This is a genomic window from Advenella mimigardefordensis DPN7, assembly GCF_000521505.1.
Taxonomy (GTDB): domain Bacteria; phylum Pseudomonadota; class Gammaproteobacteria; order Burkholderiales; family Burkholderiaceae_B; genus Advenella; species Advenella mimigardefordensis.
Window position 1 is genome coordinate 516,402 of record NZ_CP003915.1, and the last position, 15,802, is coordinate 532,203.

Here is a 15,802-nt window from a genome sequence, read left to right on the forward strand (position 1 = left end):
TGTGTTGTCTTCCCCGTTATTGCAATGATCAGGTGGCGCGGCGACTGGCCGTACTGCGTTTTGCTGCCGGTCGGCCGGTTGTGGCGCGCTTGCGTGTGGCTGGCTTGACCGGCTCCTGCGGTTCTGTCGGCTGGTCCGGTTCTGGGCCGGGTGGTGTTTTGACTGGTGCGGGTTCTTTATGCATGGCCTGCGTCGCCTGTGTGGCGACCTGAGCCAGTTGGTTAAATTGTCCTTGCAGCATATCCCACCAGGCCTGCGATGCCTGGCTGACGGAGTCCGTGTTAAAGCCGCTGTCGCCGTTGGTGGCGCTCTTTTCTTTGCGATCCGCTGCCGCTTTGGGCGGCTCCGGGGCCGGTTTGGCGGGCGCTGATTTTTTCAGGCCGAAGATATCGTCCAGCGACCGATCCTGGTTCTGGGTTTGCAGGTTATCAACAAATGATTTCAGGGTGTGAATACTGGCGCGCTGGATTTCCAGGCCCTGGATCGTGCCCGAGAGCATGGACAGGTTCATGGTCAGCCAGCTTTCGATGCTTTTGAGTTCATGGATGCGCTTGTCCAGTTCTTCCGGGCTTAAGGCCGGCGGCATGGCAAACATCGGATTGCTGGTCTGCTGAACTTGCGCAAACTGCTGCCAGGCTTTGCTCATCATGTCCAGGCTTTGCATGATAGGGTTGCCGGCGCTATCGGGACCCAGGCCAGGCCGATCAAAAGGGTTACTGCTTGTCATGAGGTTCTCCCTGATTTTGCGGCTGCGCGCGAAATCGCGCGAGCAGTGTTTCGGATGTACGGCTCAGCATGCCTTCAAGTATAACAAGTGCAGCTTCCAGCGTGATCTGTCTGTCTGCAATCATTTGTACAGCCTGTTGCTGGCTGACAATACGAATTTCCGATACTTCGCCGTCCATATTACAGGGGGTGGCGTGAGGCGGCAGGATACAGTCGCTGACCAGAATGTCTTCAACCTGATAGCCTTCGGGCAGGCGGCGGTGCATGCGCAACAGCGTGCGCAGTGGCGTGCGGCAGGTAAGCACGTTTTCCTGTAGTCCGGCTTCTTCCAGAGTTTCACGCAGCAAGGCGTGCTCCAGGTCTTCGGAACCGTTGGCCAGGCCGCCGGCCAGCGTATCCCACATGCCGGGATCGGTTGCTTTGGTCATGGCGCGTTTTGCAATATACAGTTGCAGGTCCGGTGTCCACGCATTCAAATGAACGGCATGAGTCAGCAAGCCCAGCGGGCGCATGGCAGCGCGCTCCATTTTTGCAAGATCTTCCCCTTCGGCATATACTGTGAGCAGCTCATCGCGCCAGGTTTTGAGCAGACCCGCGTCGCGTAGAATAACGGAGATGTCGGCCAGGAGGGGGTCCAGTTCAAAGCGTGGTGTGCCGGGATCGGCAATGTGTACGGCGGTCTGGGTGATCCGCACGGCCGGCAGATGGGCAATGGCCTTGAGTGCCTGCGGCGTAATAAAACCGGCCAGTTTGCCGGCAATAGTCAGGGGCAGCGAAAATTCTGGCGGCACTTCCTGTATGGATTGCAACAGGGCTGCGTAAAGGGCGGGTATTCGGTTCAAGGTTGCATAAATGTCGTGTCAAACATGCAACGATTGTATTCGCAAAAAGTTCTCAGACAGGTTCGCTGTCGCTTTTATATGGTTAAATGAACTATCTTTGACACAGATTAAGGTCTTATCGGTATAATCCTGTACCGCAAGGGGGTATGATGGGTACGCTTTATGCAGTTGCCGTCAGCTACGATAATCAGGCGCGATCCGATCAGTTTCATACGAAAAAACGGAACAACGCACAAAAATGAGGTCAACATGAAGAAGTTGCAAGGTTTACTTGGTCTTGGAGCGCTAGTGCCAGCCTGTACGGCGTGGGCCCAGGTCCAGGATATGCCAGGTGGTCCAAAGGTATTGCAAATAAATCTGCATAAGGGTGTCACCGAAATTGCCGAAAGTATGCACAGCCTGCATATGATGATGCTGATTATCTGTACCGTCATTTTTGTCGCCGTGTTCGGCGTCATGTTCTACTCAATCTGGGCGCATCGTAAATCCAAGGGTTTCAAAGCTTCTACATTCCATGAGCACATGGGCGTGGAAGTGGCCTGGACCGTCATTCCCTTCATTATCGTGATTGCCATGGCGTTGCCTGCAACCAAAACCGTGGTGGCAATGAAAGATACCAGCAGCGCTGATATCACCGTTAAAGCGACTGGCTACCAGTGGAAATGGGGCTATGAATACCTGGATGGCGATGCCAAGGGTATCAGCTTCCTCTCCAATATGACGACGCCTTACGACCAGATCGAAGGTGGCGCTGAAAAATCCAATACTTATCTGATGGAAGTGGACAACGAGCTGGTTGTCCCCGCAGGCAAAAAAGTTCGTGTCGTACTAACTGCTGACGACGTTATTCATTCATTCTTTGTACCAGAGCTGGGTGTAAAACAGGATGCCATTCCAGGCTTTCTGCGTGATGCCTGGTTTCGCACCGACAAACTGGGTACCTATCGTGGCCAGTGTGCCGAGCTGTGTGGCCAGAACCACGCATTCATGCCGATTGTAGTGCGCGTCGTTTCTCCCGAGGATTATGAGAAGTGGATTGCCGAACAGCAGAAAGTGGCAGCAAAATGACAATGACATTCGGAACTTTATATTCGCAATATTGCGCCTGTGATATCTGCAAGCCAGGCACGCAGCAGGCAAGGAGTCAAAAATGAGTAGTACAGTAGTGGGTCACGCTCCTGATCATCACGGACACGACGACCATCACCACGCCGCCCCAACAGGCTGGCGCCGCTGGCTCTTTGCCACCAATCACAAAGATATTGGTACGATGTACCTGTTGTTTTCGTTCATCATGCTGCTTGAGGGCGGTACGTTGGCGCTATTGATTCGTGCCGAGCTGTTTGAACCGGGTGTGCAGTTCTTCCGGCCCGATCTGTTCAACCAGTTCACCACCATGCACGGCCTGATCATGATTTTCGGTGCCATCATGCCTTCGCTGGTTGGTTTTGCCAACTATATGATTCCGTTGCAGATCGGTGCATCCGATATGGCGTTTGCGCGGATGAATAACTTCAGCTTCTGGCTGCTGCCTGTTGGCGCGATTCTGCTGACCGGTTCTTTCTTTGTTCCTGGTGGAGCCACTGCCGCAGGCTGGACGCTTTACGCGCCACTGTCGCTGCAAATGGGTCCCGGTATGGATATGGCTATTTTTGCTGTGCACATCCTGGGTGCTTCGTCCATCATGGGCGCGATCAATATTATCGTGACCATTCTGAACATGCGTGCGCCTGGCATGACATTGATGAAAATGCCACTGTTCTGCTGGACATGGCTGATCACTGCATTCCTGCTGATCGCCGTGATGCCGGTGCTGGCTGCTGCCGTTACCATGCTGCTGACCGACCGTCATTTTGGCACAGGCTTTTTCAACGCCGCTGCCGGTGGTGACCCGGTTCTGTACCAGCACGTATTCTGGTTCTTCGGTCACCCTGAAGTGTATATTATGATTCTGCCGGCATTTGGTATTGTGTCTGCCATCATTCCTACCTTCTCACGTAAACGCCTGTTTGGTTACGCGTCCATGGTGTATGCGACTGCTGCGATTGCCGTGCTGTCGTTCATCGTATGGGCTCACCACATGTTTGCAACGGGTATGCCGGTTACCGGTCAGTTGTATTTCATGTACGCAACCATGCTCATTTCCATTCCTACGGGTGTGAAAGTGTTTAACTGGGTTGCAACAATGTGGCGCGGTTCGCTCACATTCGAAACCCCCATGCTGTTTTCCATCGGCTTTATTTTCGTGTTCACCATTGGCGGCTTTACCGGACTGATTCTGGCCATGGCGCCGATTGATATCGCCGTTCACGATACCTATTACGTGGTGGCTCACTTCCACTACGTGCTGGTTGCCGGTTCACTGTTTGCGCTGTTTGCAGGTACCTATTACTGGCTGCCCAAATGGACAGGCCGCATGTACAACGAGAAGCTGGGCAAGATCCACTTCTGGTCTACCATGCTGTCGTTCAACGTAACGTTCTTCCCGATGCACTTCCTGGGTCTGGCCGGTATGCCACGTCGTTATGTCGACTATGCACCGCAGTTCACAGACTTCCATCAGATTGCCACTATTGGTGCATTCTGGTTCGGGTTCTCGCAATTGCTGTTCCTGTATATTGTTTTGAAAACCTATCGTGGCTCGGGCGAGACCGCAACTGCCCAGGTATGGGAAGGTGCGGAAGGACTGGAGTGGACATTGCCTTCACCGCTGCCGTTCCATACATTTGAAACGCCCCCTGTGGTTAAGTAATATTGCGATATGACTCCAGAGCAAAAACGTAGGAACCTGATTACCGCCCTGACTCTGGTCGGGCTGGTGGTCGCAATTTTCCTGTGGGCTATGTTCGGTCATGTGCTGTCAGCAGCGTAACGCTGCTGATCTTCAGGAGGGAGGTGGCAATGAGTGACGATTTACGGGACTTGTCCCAAAGAAAGCTCAACTTCTTTCAGACCATGAAAGCAGTGCTGTGGGGGCTGTTTGGCGTACGCCGCGGCGCGGGCTATCAGGAAGATATTTCCAGGTTGAATCCGGTGCATCTGATTCTGGGTGGCATCATCGCGACAGTCATATTTATTATTTTATTGGTGATGGTGGCGCGCTGGGCGATAACCAGCCTCACCTAGTTATTAGAAGCATTCCAAGAGGGAGAACATTATGAGTGCGAGCCACTCGGTTCAGGTAAAAGAAGCACCGTATTATTACGTGCCGGCCGATTCGGCCCATCCGGTTAGGACAAGTGTCACAATGCTGCTCATTCTGGTGGGTGCCGTGACCTGGATTAACCATGTTCCTTACGGGCAGTATCTCTTTTTGTTTGGATTGCTTGCCCTGTTCATCAATCTCTATCAATGGTTTGGCGATGCCATCCGTGAGTCTGAGTCCGGAATGAACAGCAAGCGCATCGACCTGTCCTACCGCTGGGGGATGGGCTGGTTCATCTTCTCGGAAGTCATGTTCTTTGCTGCGTTCTTCGGCTCACTTTGGTATGCGCGCGAAGTGACAACGCCCTGGCTGAGCGACATGGATCACCAGTTGCTGTTGTGGCCTGGCTTTACCGGTCAGTGGCCGAACCTTGGCCCTGCGGGCATCGTCAGTCATTTTGAAACCATTGGCCCGTTCTGGTTGCCGACCATCAATACGCTGTTGCTGCTGACTTCCGGTCTGACGCTGACGCTGTCGCATCACGCCTTGCGCGCCAATCACCGTAAGAGCACCATTTTCTGGCTGTTCGTTACCGTTGTTCTGGGCTTCACATTCGTCTTTTTCCAGGCCGAAGAATATATCCATGCCTATACGGAACTGAATCTGCGATTTGATTCCGGCATTTATGGTTCACTGTTTTTCATGCTGACCGGCTTCCACGGTTTCCACGTGATTCTGGGTGCAACGATGCTGACTGTGATTCTGATTCGCCTGCTGCGCGGTCACTTCACAGCGGATCATCACTTCGGTTTTGAGGGTGCTGCCTGGTACTGGCACTTTGTGGATGTGGTCTGGCTGGGTCTGTACCTGTTCGTATACTGGTTCTGATGCACCCAGCGGTTGTATAAAAAGGTAAAGGGTCGGACAACCGACCCTTTACTGTTTCAGCACAATGCGCTGCTGTTACAGTAAAGCGCGGGTATTGGCGGTATGATGTTTAGCGTGGCATCAACAGCGTTAGCGTGTTATTAGCATGCTATTGATAGTGAGCTGCAAAAAAGACTGGCCGGACGCGCCGGTCAACCCGGGCGCCTAACCAAGCCGAACTCTGATAAGCCGTGTCAGCGGCTGACCTGTTCAATGCCCGTGCTTTGAATCCACCCCATGTGGTGGGCAAACAGGACGAACAGAAACAGCAAAATGGATAGTGCGATACGCACGGTAAGTGCGTTGACTGTGCGATTCGTGGTGCCTTTATCGCGCATAAGGTAGAAAAAGGCCGATGCGAGACTGCCTATGATCACGAGAAAGGCGAGTCCGATAAAGATACGCATGAGTTAACTCCTGACTGGAATAGAATATTGTAGTAATGAAACGAGAATTAATAAACTGGAAAACAGTAACGATGCTGATTCTGCTGGCATTGCTGACTGTGGTTTTCGTTTCTCTGGGGCGATGGCAATTGCAACGTGCCGATGAGCGTCGGTTGACTGCAGAGCAGATTGCAAGCGGGCAGGCGTTGCCGCCGCTGGCCATTGACAAGCATATCCCTTCTTCCGATATCGTGGCCTGGCGTCCGGCCACGGTCGCCGGTAACTGGCTGGGTGCCTTCAGTGTGCTGGTCAACCGTAATCAGAATGGACGCCCTGGTTATTGGCTGGCCACGCCTTTGTTGCTGGACAATGCGTCGCGTGACGCAGTACTGGTACTAAGGGGCTGGTTTCCGCAAGTGCTGACGCCGGCGGCCATGCCTGAGTTCCCATTGCCCGACGGCAGGCAGACGGTGAGCGGCGAGGTTGCCCTGCGCGTGCCACGCCTGTTCGAGCTTTGGACATTTAATAAGGGTGTCGCGCAGTTGCCTGAACAGATTCCCCAAAGCAGCGGGCCGTTGCCCCAGGTGCAGAATCTGGATCTGATTGAATTTGGCCGGGCCAGTGGCTTGCATATGTTGCCGCTGGTCCTGCTGCAAACCGGCCCCTCGACCAAGGGGCTGGTGCGTGATTGGCCGCGTCCTTCTATTGATGCGGATAAGAATATCGGCTATGCATTGCAATGGTTCTGTTTTGCCGCCATTGCTGCTCTGGCCCTGGTGATCAGCCTGATTCGGCTGCGTCTGAAAAGTACAAAGGAAACATCGTCGTCATGAATACCAATAGTCCGTCATCGTCCGGGACTTCTTCAAGGTCGGGCGCCAGGCGCTCCAACATGCCTCTGTATCTGATTATTCTCAGTTGTATTGTGCCTATCGTCGCCGCTGCATTGCTGTATTATGTGCCTTCGCTCAGGCCGGCGGGCTCCACTAATTACGGTAATTTTGTTCAGCCGCAACGCCCGATGCCATCAGCAGAAGCGCTGAGTCTGACTACGCTGGACGGCAAGCCCTTTGATTTGAACACCCTTAAGGGCAAATGGCTGTTGCTCACCTCCGATGGTGGTGCGTGCCCCGATTCATGCGCACAGAAGCTGCATTTCACTCGTAATGGGCACGCCAGTCAGGGCAAGAATGTGAGCCGTATTCAACGGGTCTGGTTCGTGACTGATGATCAGCCGATTCCGGAAAAAGTGCTGGAGGCATATAAAGGCACGATCATGTTACGCGTTGATCCTAAAGTGCTTGGCAATTTTCTGCTGGACCAGGCCGATCGCGAAGGCGATGCCGTTGCGCTGGAAAAGAAAATGGATTCCTATCTGTGGATTGTGGATCCTAACGGCAACCTGATTATGCATTATCCGGGCAATGAGTCTGATCCTGTTCGTTTTCGTGATGATCTGGCCAAATTGCTGCATGCTTCATCTATCGGCTGATGCATATGAATACAGCATCTGAGCGCATTCGCAGTCGCTATCGCAGGCTGGTATTTTTAACCTGGTTTTTTACGCTGGATCTGATCATGTTCGGCGCTTTTGTGCGGCTGACCGATTCCGGGCTGGGCTGCCCCGACTGGCCGGGTTGCTATGGCAAGGCCAGTCCATTAGGAGCCTCTGACCATATCGCCAATGCGCTGGAACAGCAGCCGTTTGGACCGGTGTCGATGTCCAAGGCCTGGATTGAAATGATCCATCGGTACTGGGGTAGCTTGCTGGGCCTGATGATTATTGCGATTGTGTTTATGGCATGGCGTTATCGTCGTGAACTGGGCAGATCGCCAGCACTGGCCACAGCAACGCTGATCGCTGTTTGCCTGCAGGGTGCCTTTGGTGCCTGGACCGTGACGCACAAGCTGATGCCACTGGTGGTAACCACCCACCTCGTACTGGGTATGCTGCTGCTGGCCATGATGACGTGGCTGGCCGCCCGTGAAAAACCCCATGTGGGTATCGCGGCTCGTGCCCGCAACTGGCGACCGTGGATGGCCCTGGGTTTTATTGTGTTGCTGGTGCAGCTGTTTCTGGGCGGCTGGGTCAGCACCAATTACGCCGCGCTGGCCTGCATGGATTTTCCCACTTGTCATGGCGCCTGGGTGCCCGAAATGGACTATCAGGGCGGTTATTCCCTGGTGCGTGCGCTTGGTGAGTTGCCAACGGGCGAAATTATTTCTCAGGAAGCGCTGACCGCGATACACTGGACCCATCGCAACTTTGCTTTTTTTGTGTTTGTTTTTCTGTTCGCGCTGGCGTTGGTGGCGCGTCGGGAAGACGGATTGAAGGGGCCGGCCCATTTGCTGATCGGGCTGCTTATTGTTCAGGTGCTGACCGGCCTGACAACCATTTTTTTTCAATGGCCGTTGCTTATCGCGGTATTGCACACAGGAGGTGCGGCGGGGCTTACCATAGCCTGCGTGACCTTGCTGGTGCGTATGTCCCGCGGCGGTAAAGGGTCGTTTCTGCCACTATGACAACTGCTATTCATCCTGATACCGGACTGTTGCGACAGTATCTGGTTCTGACCAAGCCGCGTGTAACCCAGCTGGCTGTGTTCTGCGCAGTGATCGGTATGTTTCTGGCGTCGCCCGGACTGCCGCCGGTGCAGCCCCTGATTGCCGGTACCGTCGGCATCTGGTTGCTTGCCGCTGCCGCGTTCGCCATCAATTGTCTGATCGAGCTGGAAATTGATGCGCGCATGTTACGTACAGCGCGCCGGCCAACGGCAAAGGGCACGATTACGCCACTGCAGGTGATCCTGCTGTCAGGCGTGGTGGGTGGTGCGGGTATGCTGGTGCTGTACCATCTGGTGAACCCGCTAACCATGTGGCTCACTTTTGCCACTTTTATTGGTTACGCACTGATCTATACCATTATTCTTAAGCCGCGCACATCACAGAATATTGTGATCGGTGGTTTGTCCGGCGCCATGCCGCCGGCACTGGGCTGGGCGGCGGTGGCCAATGCGGTGCCCGCAGAGGCCTGGTTGCTGGTGCTGATCATTTTTGTCTGGACGCCGCCGCATTTCTGGGCGCTGGCGCTGTATCGCGAACATGATTATCGCAACGCCGGGCTGCCTATGCTGCCGGTCACGCATGGCAAGGACTTTACGCGTTTGCATATCCTGCTGTACACCTTGATGCTGCTGGTCATCACGCTATTGCCATTTGTGATTCGCATGAGCGGCTATATGTACCTGGCCAGTGCACTGGTCCTGGGCGCTATTTTCATCGCTTATGCCTGGAAGCTGTATAAGGCATACAGTGACGAGCTGGCCCGCAAGACGTTCCGCTATTCGATTCTATATCTGTCCCTGCTGTTTATTGCCCTGCTGATTGATCATTGGATCCTGATGTCGGGCGCCACAATCTAGTTCCCCGGGCAGCCCGTGCCGGTTGCGTGACAATGATGCAGGCAGATAGGCTCTTGCCGGTCAGGTATCACCCGCTGCATCCGATGCCTGCTTATTATGTACGGGGTTTGTTGAGTTATTTCCTGGAGTAAAGAATGAAGTTGTTTCTGTCCCTGCGATTGGCAACCCGGACGGTGCTTGCCATGGCCATTGCTACTGCGCTGGCTGCGTGTGATAACAATGCGTCCGAGCGTGCAGGCAGTGCGGGATCATCCAGTACGGCTTCAGCGACTGCGACCGGCGGCTTTACCGGTACCGATATTACGGGCACGGGTTTTGGCAAGGATATCGAACTGGTCAACCAGGAAGGTGCAGATATCCAGTTACAGCAGGCGTATCACGGCAAGGTGATGGTGATCTTCTTTGGCTTTACGCAATGTCCGGACGTGTGTCCCACCACCATGGCAGAGTTGGCGCAGGTAAGGGAAAAACTCACTGCCGAACAGCGTGAGCGGGTACAAGTGATCATGATCAGTGTTGACCCGCAACGGGATACCCCGGCTGTCCTGAAGCAGTATGTGAGCGCGTTTGACCCCTCATTTGTGGGCCTGACCGGCTCAGACGAGCAAATTGCCAAAGTGGCGGCTTCTTTCAAGGCATACTATAAAAAAGTGCCAAGTGGCGATAGTTACACCATGGAGCACAGTGCCGGTTTGTATGTGCTGGATACCAAGGGTGAATCCCGACTGCTGATCAAGCCCAATACGGCGCCGGAAGCGATCGCGGCAGATATTCAGAAGCTGCTGTAGTTCTTCATTCAATAGTGACCGTTACGGCCAGGCACCCCGGGATTCAGTGGACGGCCTGGTCGGTGCCGAATCAGTTTTGACCCATAACGGGGCTTTTAATGGCCATTGGTGGTTATTATTGGCTGTTGGTGTTGGTGTTGGTGGTGGTGGTGTCGCTATCGCTGTCGCTGTCGCTGTCGCTGTCGGCGTCAGTATTGATATCAGCTTGCTCAGACTCGCTGCTATCGGCTGGCAGGGCTTCGTTCACCGGGGCCGGGCTCTGCTGCTCTTGCGCCGAACGGGCCGAAATGCCGCCAGGGGCCGCTGCGGTTTCCGATTCGTCCATGTTGCTGGTTTCACTCGCAGCAAGGGTCGATTTGGCCGCATATTGTTCCCATACCTCCAGTGCCCGCAGTCGCTGTTTCACCACCAGATCAATTTTTTCTTTGATGTCGGGGAACTTCTTCATCAATGAGTGAAAGTCGCGTGCCTGCAGAAACAGCAGCTTGGAGTAGCCCATCGAACGCACGCTTTGCGTCAGGGTTTTGTCGGTAAGCATGCTTAGTTCACCCAGCATTTCGCCGGAGCCCAGTTCCACCCGGGATGCGTCCGGCAGCGTCACCTGGACCGCGCCGGACGCGACAAAAAACATCCATTTATGGCCGTAGCGGTCCACTTGCGGGACCGTTTGGTTGGGCAGCATGAGACGGGGCCGCAGCAGCTTACTCAATTGGGTGAGAGCGGAATCGTCCATCTCTTCGAATAGCGGTACGCGCTTGACCAGTTCCTTGGCGCTAAGCGAGACATCCAGGCTGGGATGGCGAAACAGCGGCTCCCAGCGTAAATGGACCTGACCAATCAGATCGTTGTAGACTTCCTTGGTAATCAGCGACTGTTCCAGCATTTCGTTATAGCGTGTGACTTCCAGCGAGCGCGCGATGCGTGCCAGATAATCCTCCTGAATCCAGTGCGAATAGACGGGATAGGTCAGGTTCAGGGCGCTTAGGGCGCTATCGATGGTGTGCAGCCTGGCGACCTGGATGCGTTCTGCCTTGCCGGCAATTTCCTGCCCCAGCAGGGGCGTCAGGTCATCGCGGCAGAAACGGATCAGCTGGCTGACCACGGCGTGTTTGCTGATCAGTTTGATAATACGCTGGGACAATTCGTAAGCCAGCCAGGGACTGAAATTGAAATGGGTTTGCAGGCGCAGGGCCACCTTGAACGCCAGGGTATAGCGGATGTCGTGGCGCAGGGCGCGGGTGTAGGTGCGGGCACCCCCGTCGCGGGCCGCATCGCCCAGATTCTCTGCATTGGACAACAGCGTCTGGGCGGCTTGCCAGGGAATCAGCTGTTTTTTCAAAGAATCAAAAAACAGTTCTTCTTCCCGGTTGGAAATAATGGCCAGTGCGACCGAGAGCCGATCGCCCTTGCTCAGATAATCGGTGTCGTCTTTCAGAATATCGGCCATGCCCTTGGTGAAAACGGCGTCTACCTGTTGTTTGGCGCTGGCCTCCATTTTCAGTCGGCCGGCCAGTTCATCGGTTTGTTCCTTCACGTCATCCAGGGCGATCACCAGTGCCTGGTTGCGCAGCCCTTTTTCTACCGGGCTGAGCTGGTCCAGTCCCAGTTTCGAAATCAGCAGTCGCAGGGTAAGGCCATTGATCAGTAATGTTGACAGCACGTAGCAGGTGGTTGCCGCAGCGACAAAATGGCGGACATCCTCTGGAATGGCTGTCTGTTCCGTCACGGCCAGCGCCAGCGCCAGCGAGATGGCGCCCCTTAGCCCGCCCCAGCACATGACGGCACGAAAGGGGCGGCTCACGTAAGTGGATATCCTGAACATCGTCAAGAGGGGAATCACGCCGAAGACGACTGCAGCGCGTGCCGCCAGCGTAACGATAAACAACAGCACTACCAGCAATCCCTGTTTCAGATCCAGGTCAACGACCAGGCGCGGGATCAGCATGGCGGCCAGAATGAATATCAGCGAATTGGCCCAGAATCCGAATTGCTCCCAGGCGTGTCCCAGCTGCTCAAAGGTAGAGGGCGACATCCGCGTGCGTCCTGCGGAACCCACGACCAGTCCCGCAACGACGGTCGCAACCACGCCGGAAACATGAAAATAATGTTCGGAAATGAAAAAGGTCAGATAGGCCGTGCAGATGGTCAGGCTGATTTCGGCTGTAGGCCAGCCGCGCAGGTAATGAAAAAGCCGGCAGGTAATATGGCCGAACACGAAACCGATCAGGCCGCCGATCAGAAAGCTGTACAGAAAGTGACCGGCGATGTTTTCAATGCTAAGCGGTGCATTACGGGTGATCACCGAGATGAAAACGGTATATAGCGCGATGGCTGCGGCATCATTGAGCAGCGATTCGCCTTCTACCAGTGTTGTCAGGCGTTTGGGCGCGCCCACTTCCCGGAAGATGCCTACTACGGCCACCGGATCGGTGGTGGCGACAATGGCCCCCAGCAGCAGGCACACTGCCAGGCCGTAGCCCGAAAATGCGGACAGGATCATGCCGACGCTGATAGTACAGACCAGAACGGCCACGATGGCCATGGTGAGTATCGGGCTGATGTCCACCATAATGCGGCGTACATTCATCGCCATGGAGGTTTCAAACAGCAGGATGGGCAGGAAAACAATCAGAAAGGTCTGAGAGGAAATGGAAAACCCGTGCAGGGCATGCAGAAAATCCCCGATAAAGGGTAGGTGAACACCATTGGCCTGAACGATCAGCCCCAACACGCCCCCCAGAATCGCGAGCATCACGGTGTGTGGCAGGCCCAGCCGACTGGCCAGCGAAGGCATAAAACAGGCGATCGTCAGTAACCCGGCCAGGGCAAATACGAAATATTGGATTTCCATGCGAAAACAGATTCTGTTGCGGCGGAAATCAACTATACCCGGATATGTTTTTATGCAGACTGAAATTTTTGGTGCGGGCAAAAAAAAGGTGCTTCATGACGAAGCACCATTAACATCCGTTTCAAAGGGGAGGGGAAAGAGGAGAAGCAGAAACGGACGGATTCGGCATGTGTCAGGGACAGCGATGAACGAATCATAGTGGTTAGTCAGGTGGTTCATCGTAAAGTTCCGGCGGTTTCATCCCGAATATTTCAGCCGGTTACGCATTGCGTGTTTTTTCTGTGAGCAAGAAAAAAAGGGCACCACAGGGGTGCCCTTTTGATGCGTGCCAGATGCACATTGTCAGGCTGCGAACGCGCCACGCATTTTCTTGAGTGCGGCCGATTCAATCTGACGGATGCGTTCTGCCGATACGCCGAACTCATCGGCCAGTTCGTGCAGCGTAGAACCACCGCCTTCGTCCTGTAACCAGCGGGCCTCGATAATGCGACGCGAGCGGGGATCCAGAACGGCCAGCGCATTGGAGACGCCTGTGCCCTGCATATCGTCGTGAGCGCGGCGATCCAGCACCGTACCGGGTTCCTGCTCGCCTTCGTCGGACAGATAGGAAATAGGCGCGAAATCATCGCTGTCATCGTCCTGTGATTCCAGGGACATGTCACGGCCGGTCAGGCGTACTTCCATTTCGCTGACGTCTTCGGGGCGCACATTGAGCTTGGAGGCAATGCCTTCAATGTGCTCGGGCGTGAGCGTCTGGCCATCGGGGCGCATGCTGCGCAAATTGAAAAACAGCTTGCGTTGCGCCTTGGTGGTCGCGACTTTCACCAAGCGCCAGTTGCGGATGATGTATTCATGAATTTCGGCCTTGATCCAGTGCACGGCAAAGGACACCAGGCGTACGCCGCGGGTGACGTCGAAACGTTTGACCGCTTTCATCAGCCCGATATTGCCTTCCTGGATAAGGTCGGCATGGGGCAATCCATAGCCCAGATATTGGCGGGAAATGGAAACAACCAGTCGCAGGTGAGACATGATCAGTTCACGCGCAGCGTTCAGATCACCTTTTTCCTGAAGGGTCTCGCCCAATTGCTGCTCGCGTTCAGGCGTGAGCATGGGGATGCGATTCACAGCACTAATGTAAGATTCGATCGTACCCAGGGCGCCCGGATTGGAAATCGCCGAGGCAACCGAATTTTGCAGTGTAAGCGCTTGATTTGACATGGTTTTGTATATCTCCTGATGAGGAATATTCAAAGTACTTATATATTAGCACTCTCTGTCACTGAGTGCTAATATTGACTCGGTATAAGCTAAAAAGTTCCGTTTCAAATGGTTTTGGGGGCTGCGAAGGGCGGGCGCACGACGGCGGCGGTTCAATCCCGGAAAAGGAAAGTGCGTATCTCACCAGCGGTGGGTATAAACACTGAACGATGCTCGTCCGGAAAAACGGGCTGCGGTGAAGCAGGCGTTCAACGAGTGTAACACTGTCCAAAACCCGAAAAAAAGACGAGTTTAAGAATGTGAACGGCGCATAAGATTATAAGCAGGTTACAGATATGATTATAAGAATAAAGTATACGTAAATAGGGGCTTTCAGAGGGTTTCTCCTCTATTATTCGATTCATGAACGGCATGGCTGGCGCTATGCTGAATGCAATTATCAATGTAGCAGGAACGCCTATGAATAAACCTCGCCGTGTCTGGCTGAAGCAGACGATCATGTTGGTACTGACTGCGGTCATGGGCACTACCGCCTATGCGCAGAACAAGGAGGTCGTGATCGGTTATCAGGATATGGTCGTTCCCTGGCGTTACGCGCAGGAAACCAGGCTGCTGGAGGAGCGCACCGGTTATAAGGTCACCTATCGTCAGATCGGTAGTGGCGCCGATGTGGTGCGGGCTCTGGCTTCTGGCGCCATCGATATTGGCGAGGCAGGCTCATCGCCTTTTGCTGCAGGGTTATCGCAGGGCGTGCCGATTGAGCTGTTCTGGGTGCTGGACAATATCAACCAGGCCGAAGCGCTGGTGGCGCGCAAGGAAGCGGGTATTGCCAGTGTGGCAGACCTCAAAGGCAAGAAAATTGCGTTGCCATTTGCGTCCACCACCCACTTCCATTTACTGGTGGCCCTGGAAAATGCGGGGATTCAACCGAATGAAGTGCAGATTCTGAACCTGCGCCCGCCAGAAGTGCTGGCGGCCTGGCAGCGAGGCGATATTGATGCGACCTTCATCTGGAACCCGGTATTGCAGCAGGTAAAGGAAAATGGCAAGGTACTGCTGACGTCGGGTGAGATCGCCAAGGCTACCGGTAAGGCGACCTTTGACGCTATTGCGGTACGAAAAGATTTCGCGAAAGATAATGACGATTTTCTGACCGCGTTCGTTAAGGTGCTTGCTGATTCGGACAAGGACTATGTGGGTAACACGGCCAGATGGACTGCTGACTCTGCCCAGGCGAAGGCTGTGGCCAAGTGGAGCGGCGCTGAGGCCGGGAATGTGCCGGATAGTCTGGCGCTGTATTCTTTTGTCGCCCCAGCTGAACAAGCCGGAAAGCAGTGGCTGGGCGGAGGGAAGGATTCGGTTGTCGTGCAGTCTCTGGCCGCGACCTCGGAATTTCTCAAGAAACAAGGCACCATCGGCAGTACGCTGCAGGATTATTCGGCTGGTGTGAACCCCCGCTGGGTAGAACGCGCGGCACAAGGACAGTGACGCTTC

The 15,802-nt window shown here is 54.5% G+C and carries 14 protein-coding genes and 1 pseudogene; 10 read left to right on the plus strand and 5 right to left on the minus strand.

Going from position 1 to position 15,802, the window contains the following annotated elements; genetic code table 11:
* Nucleotides 1-28 precede the first annotated feature (28 nt).
* Together MIM_RS02360 and MIM_RS02365 are read right to left on the minus strand one after the other, a co-directional pair.
* Nucleotides 29-727, minus strand: coding sequence for a PhaM family polyhydroxyalkanoate granule multifunctional regulatory protein (locus MIM_RS02360; protein WP_025371159.1), 699 nt, complete (start codon nt 725-727; stop codon nt 29-31).
* Nucleotides 714-1,568, minus strand: a complete 855-nt coding sequence (locus MIM_RS02365) for an NUDIX hydrolase (protein ID WP_025371160.1) — start codon at nt 1,566-1,568, stop codon at nt 714-716. Before MIM_RS02365 ends, MIM_RS02360 begins: the two co-directional genes overlap by 14 nt.
* Before the next feature lie 249 nt (nt 1,569-1,817).
* Here MIM_RS02365 and coxB point away from each other — a divergent pair.
* The 4 genes and pseudogenes from coxB to MIM_RS02385 all read left to right on the plus strand — a co-directional run.
* Nucleotides 1,818-2,630, plus strand: a pseudogene (gene coxB, locus MIM_RS02370) (cytochrome c oxidase subunit II); the annotation flags it as partial.
* An 88-nt stretch (nt 2,631-2,718) separates the two neighbouring features.
* Complete coding sequence (gene ctaD, locus MIM_RS02375) at nt 2,719-4,320, plus strand: cytochrome c oxidase subunit I (protein ID WP_025371162.1); 1,602 nt, start codon at nt 2,719-2,721, stop codon at nt 4,318-4,320.
* A gap of 149 nt (nt 4,321-4,469) precedes the next feature.
* Nucleotides 4,470-4,694: a DUF2970 domain-containing protein gene (locus MIM_RS02380; RefSeq protein WP_025371163.1), complete on the plus strand. Its 225-nt coding sequence runs from the start codon at nt 4,470-4,472 to the stop codon at nt 4,692-4,694.
* A 31-nt stretch (nt 4,695-4,725) separates the two neighbouring features.
* Nucleotides 4,726-5,601: a cytochrome c oxidase subunit 3 gene (locus MIM_RS02385; protein ID WP_025371164.1), complete on the plus strand. Its 876-nt coding sequence runs from the start codon at nt 4,726-4,728 to the stop codon at nt 5,599-5,601.
* Between the two features lie 233 nt (nt 5,602-5,834).
* Here MIM_RS02385 and MIM_RS02390 read toward each other — a convergent pair whose 3' ends face one another.
* Nucleotides 5,835-6,047, minus strand: a complete 213-nt coding sequence (locus MIM_RS02390; protein ID WP_025371165.1) for a twin transmembrane helix small protein — start codon at nt 6,045-6,047, stop codon at nt 5,835-5,837.
* Between the two features lie 35 nt (nt 6,048-6,082).
* On the opposite strand from MIM_RS02390, the gene MIM_RS02395 reads away from it, so the two are divergent.
* From MIM_RS02395 to MIM_RS02415, 5 genes are all read left to right on the plus strand, one after another.
* A complete protein-coding gene (locus tag MIM_RS02395) occupies nt 6,083-6,859 on the plus strand; it encodes an SURF1 family protein (protein ID WP_025371166.1) in 777 nt (258 codons plus the stop codon).
* Nucleotides 6,856-7,518 carry an SCO family protein gene (locus tag MIM_RS02400; RefSeq protein WP_025371167.1) on the plus strand — a complete coding sequence of 221 codons (663 nt, stop codon included), beginning with the start codon at nt 6,856-6,858 and terminating at the stop codon, nt 7,516-7,518. The genes MIM_RS02395 and MIM_RS02400 overlap by 4 nt, the downstream gene beginning before the upstream one ends.
* Nucleotides 7,518-8,549 carry a COX15/CtaA family protein gene (locus MIM_RS02405; protein ID WP_144084575.1) on the plus strand — a complete coding sequence of 344 codons (1,032 nt, stop codon included), beginning with the start codon at nt 7,518-7,520 and terminating at the stop codon, nt 8,547-8,549. Before MIM_RS02400 ends, MIM_RS02405 begins: the two co-directional genes overlap by 1 nt.
* A complete protein-coding gene (cyoE, locus tag MIM_RS02410) occupies nt 8,546-9,448 on the plus strand; it encodes a heme o synthase (RefSeq protein ID WP_025371169.1) in 903 nt (300 codons plus the stop codon). The genes MIM_RS02405 and cyoE overlap by 4 nt, the downstream gene beginning before the upstream one ends.
* Nucleotides 9,449-9,582: 134 nt before the next feature.
* A complete protein-coding gene (locus MIM_RS02415) occupies nt 9,583-10,236 on the plus strand; it encodes an SCO family protein (protein ID WP_025371170.1) in 654 nt (217 codons plus the stop codon).
* A gap of 115 nt (nt 10,237-10,351) precedes the next feature.
* Here MIM_RS02415 and MIM_RS02420 read toward each other — a convergent pair whose 3' ends face one another.
* Entirely contained in the window at nt 10,352-13,087 is a 2,736-nt protein-coding gene (locus tag MIM_RS02420) for a cation:proton antiporter (RefSeq protein WP_025371171.1), read from the minus strand.
* Nucleotides 13,088-13,429: 342 nt separating this feature from the next.
* On the minus strand, nt 13,430-14,308 hold the full coding sequence (gene rpoH / locus MIM_RS02425; RefSeq protein WP_025371172.1) for an RNA polymerase sigma factor RpoH: 879 nt from the start codon (nt 14,306-14,308) through the stop codon (nt 13,430-13,432).
* 459 nt (nt 14,309-14,767) lie between these two features.
* Here rpoH and tauA point away from each other — a divergent pair, with 459 nt between their 5' ends.
* The gene (tauA, locus tag MIM_RS02430) at nt 14,768-15,796 is read left to right on the plus strand and encodes a taurine ABC transporter substrate-binding protein (protein ID WP_025371173.1); all 1,029 of its coding nucleotides are present in this window, start codon (nt 14,768-14,770) and stop codon (nt 15,794-15,796) included.
* The last annotated feature ends 6 nt before the right edge of the window (nt 15,797-15,802 follow it).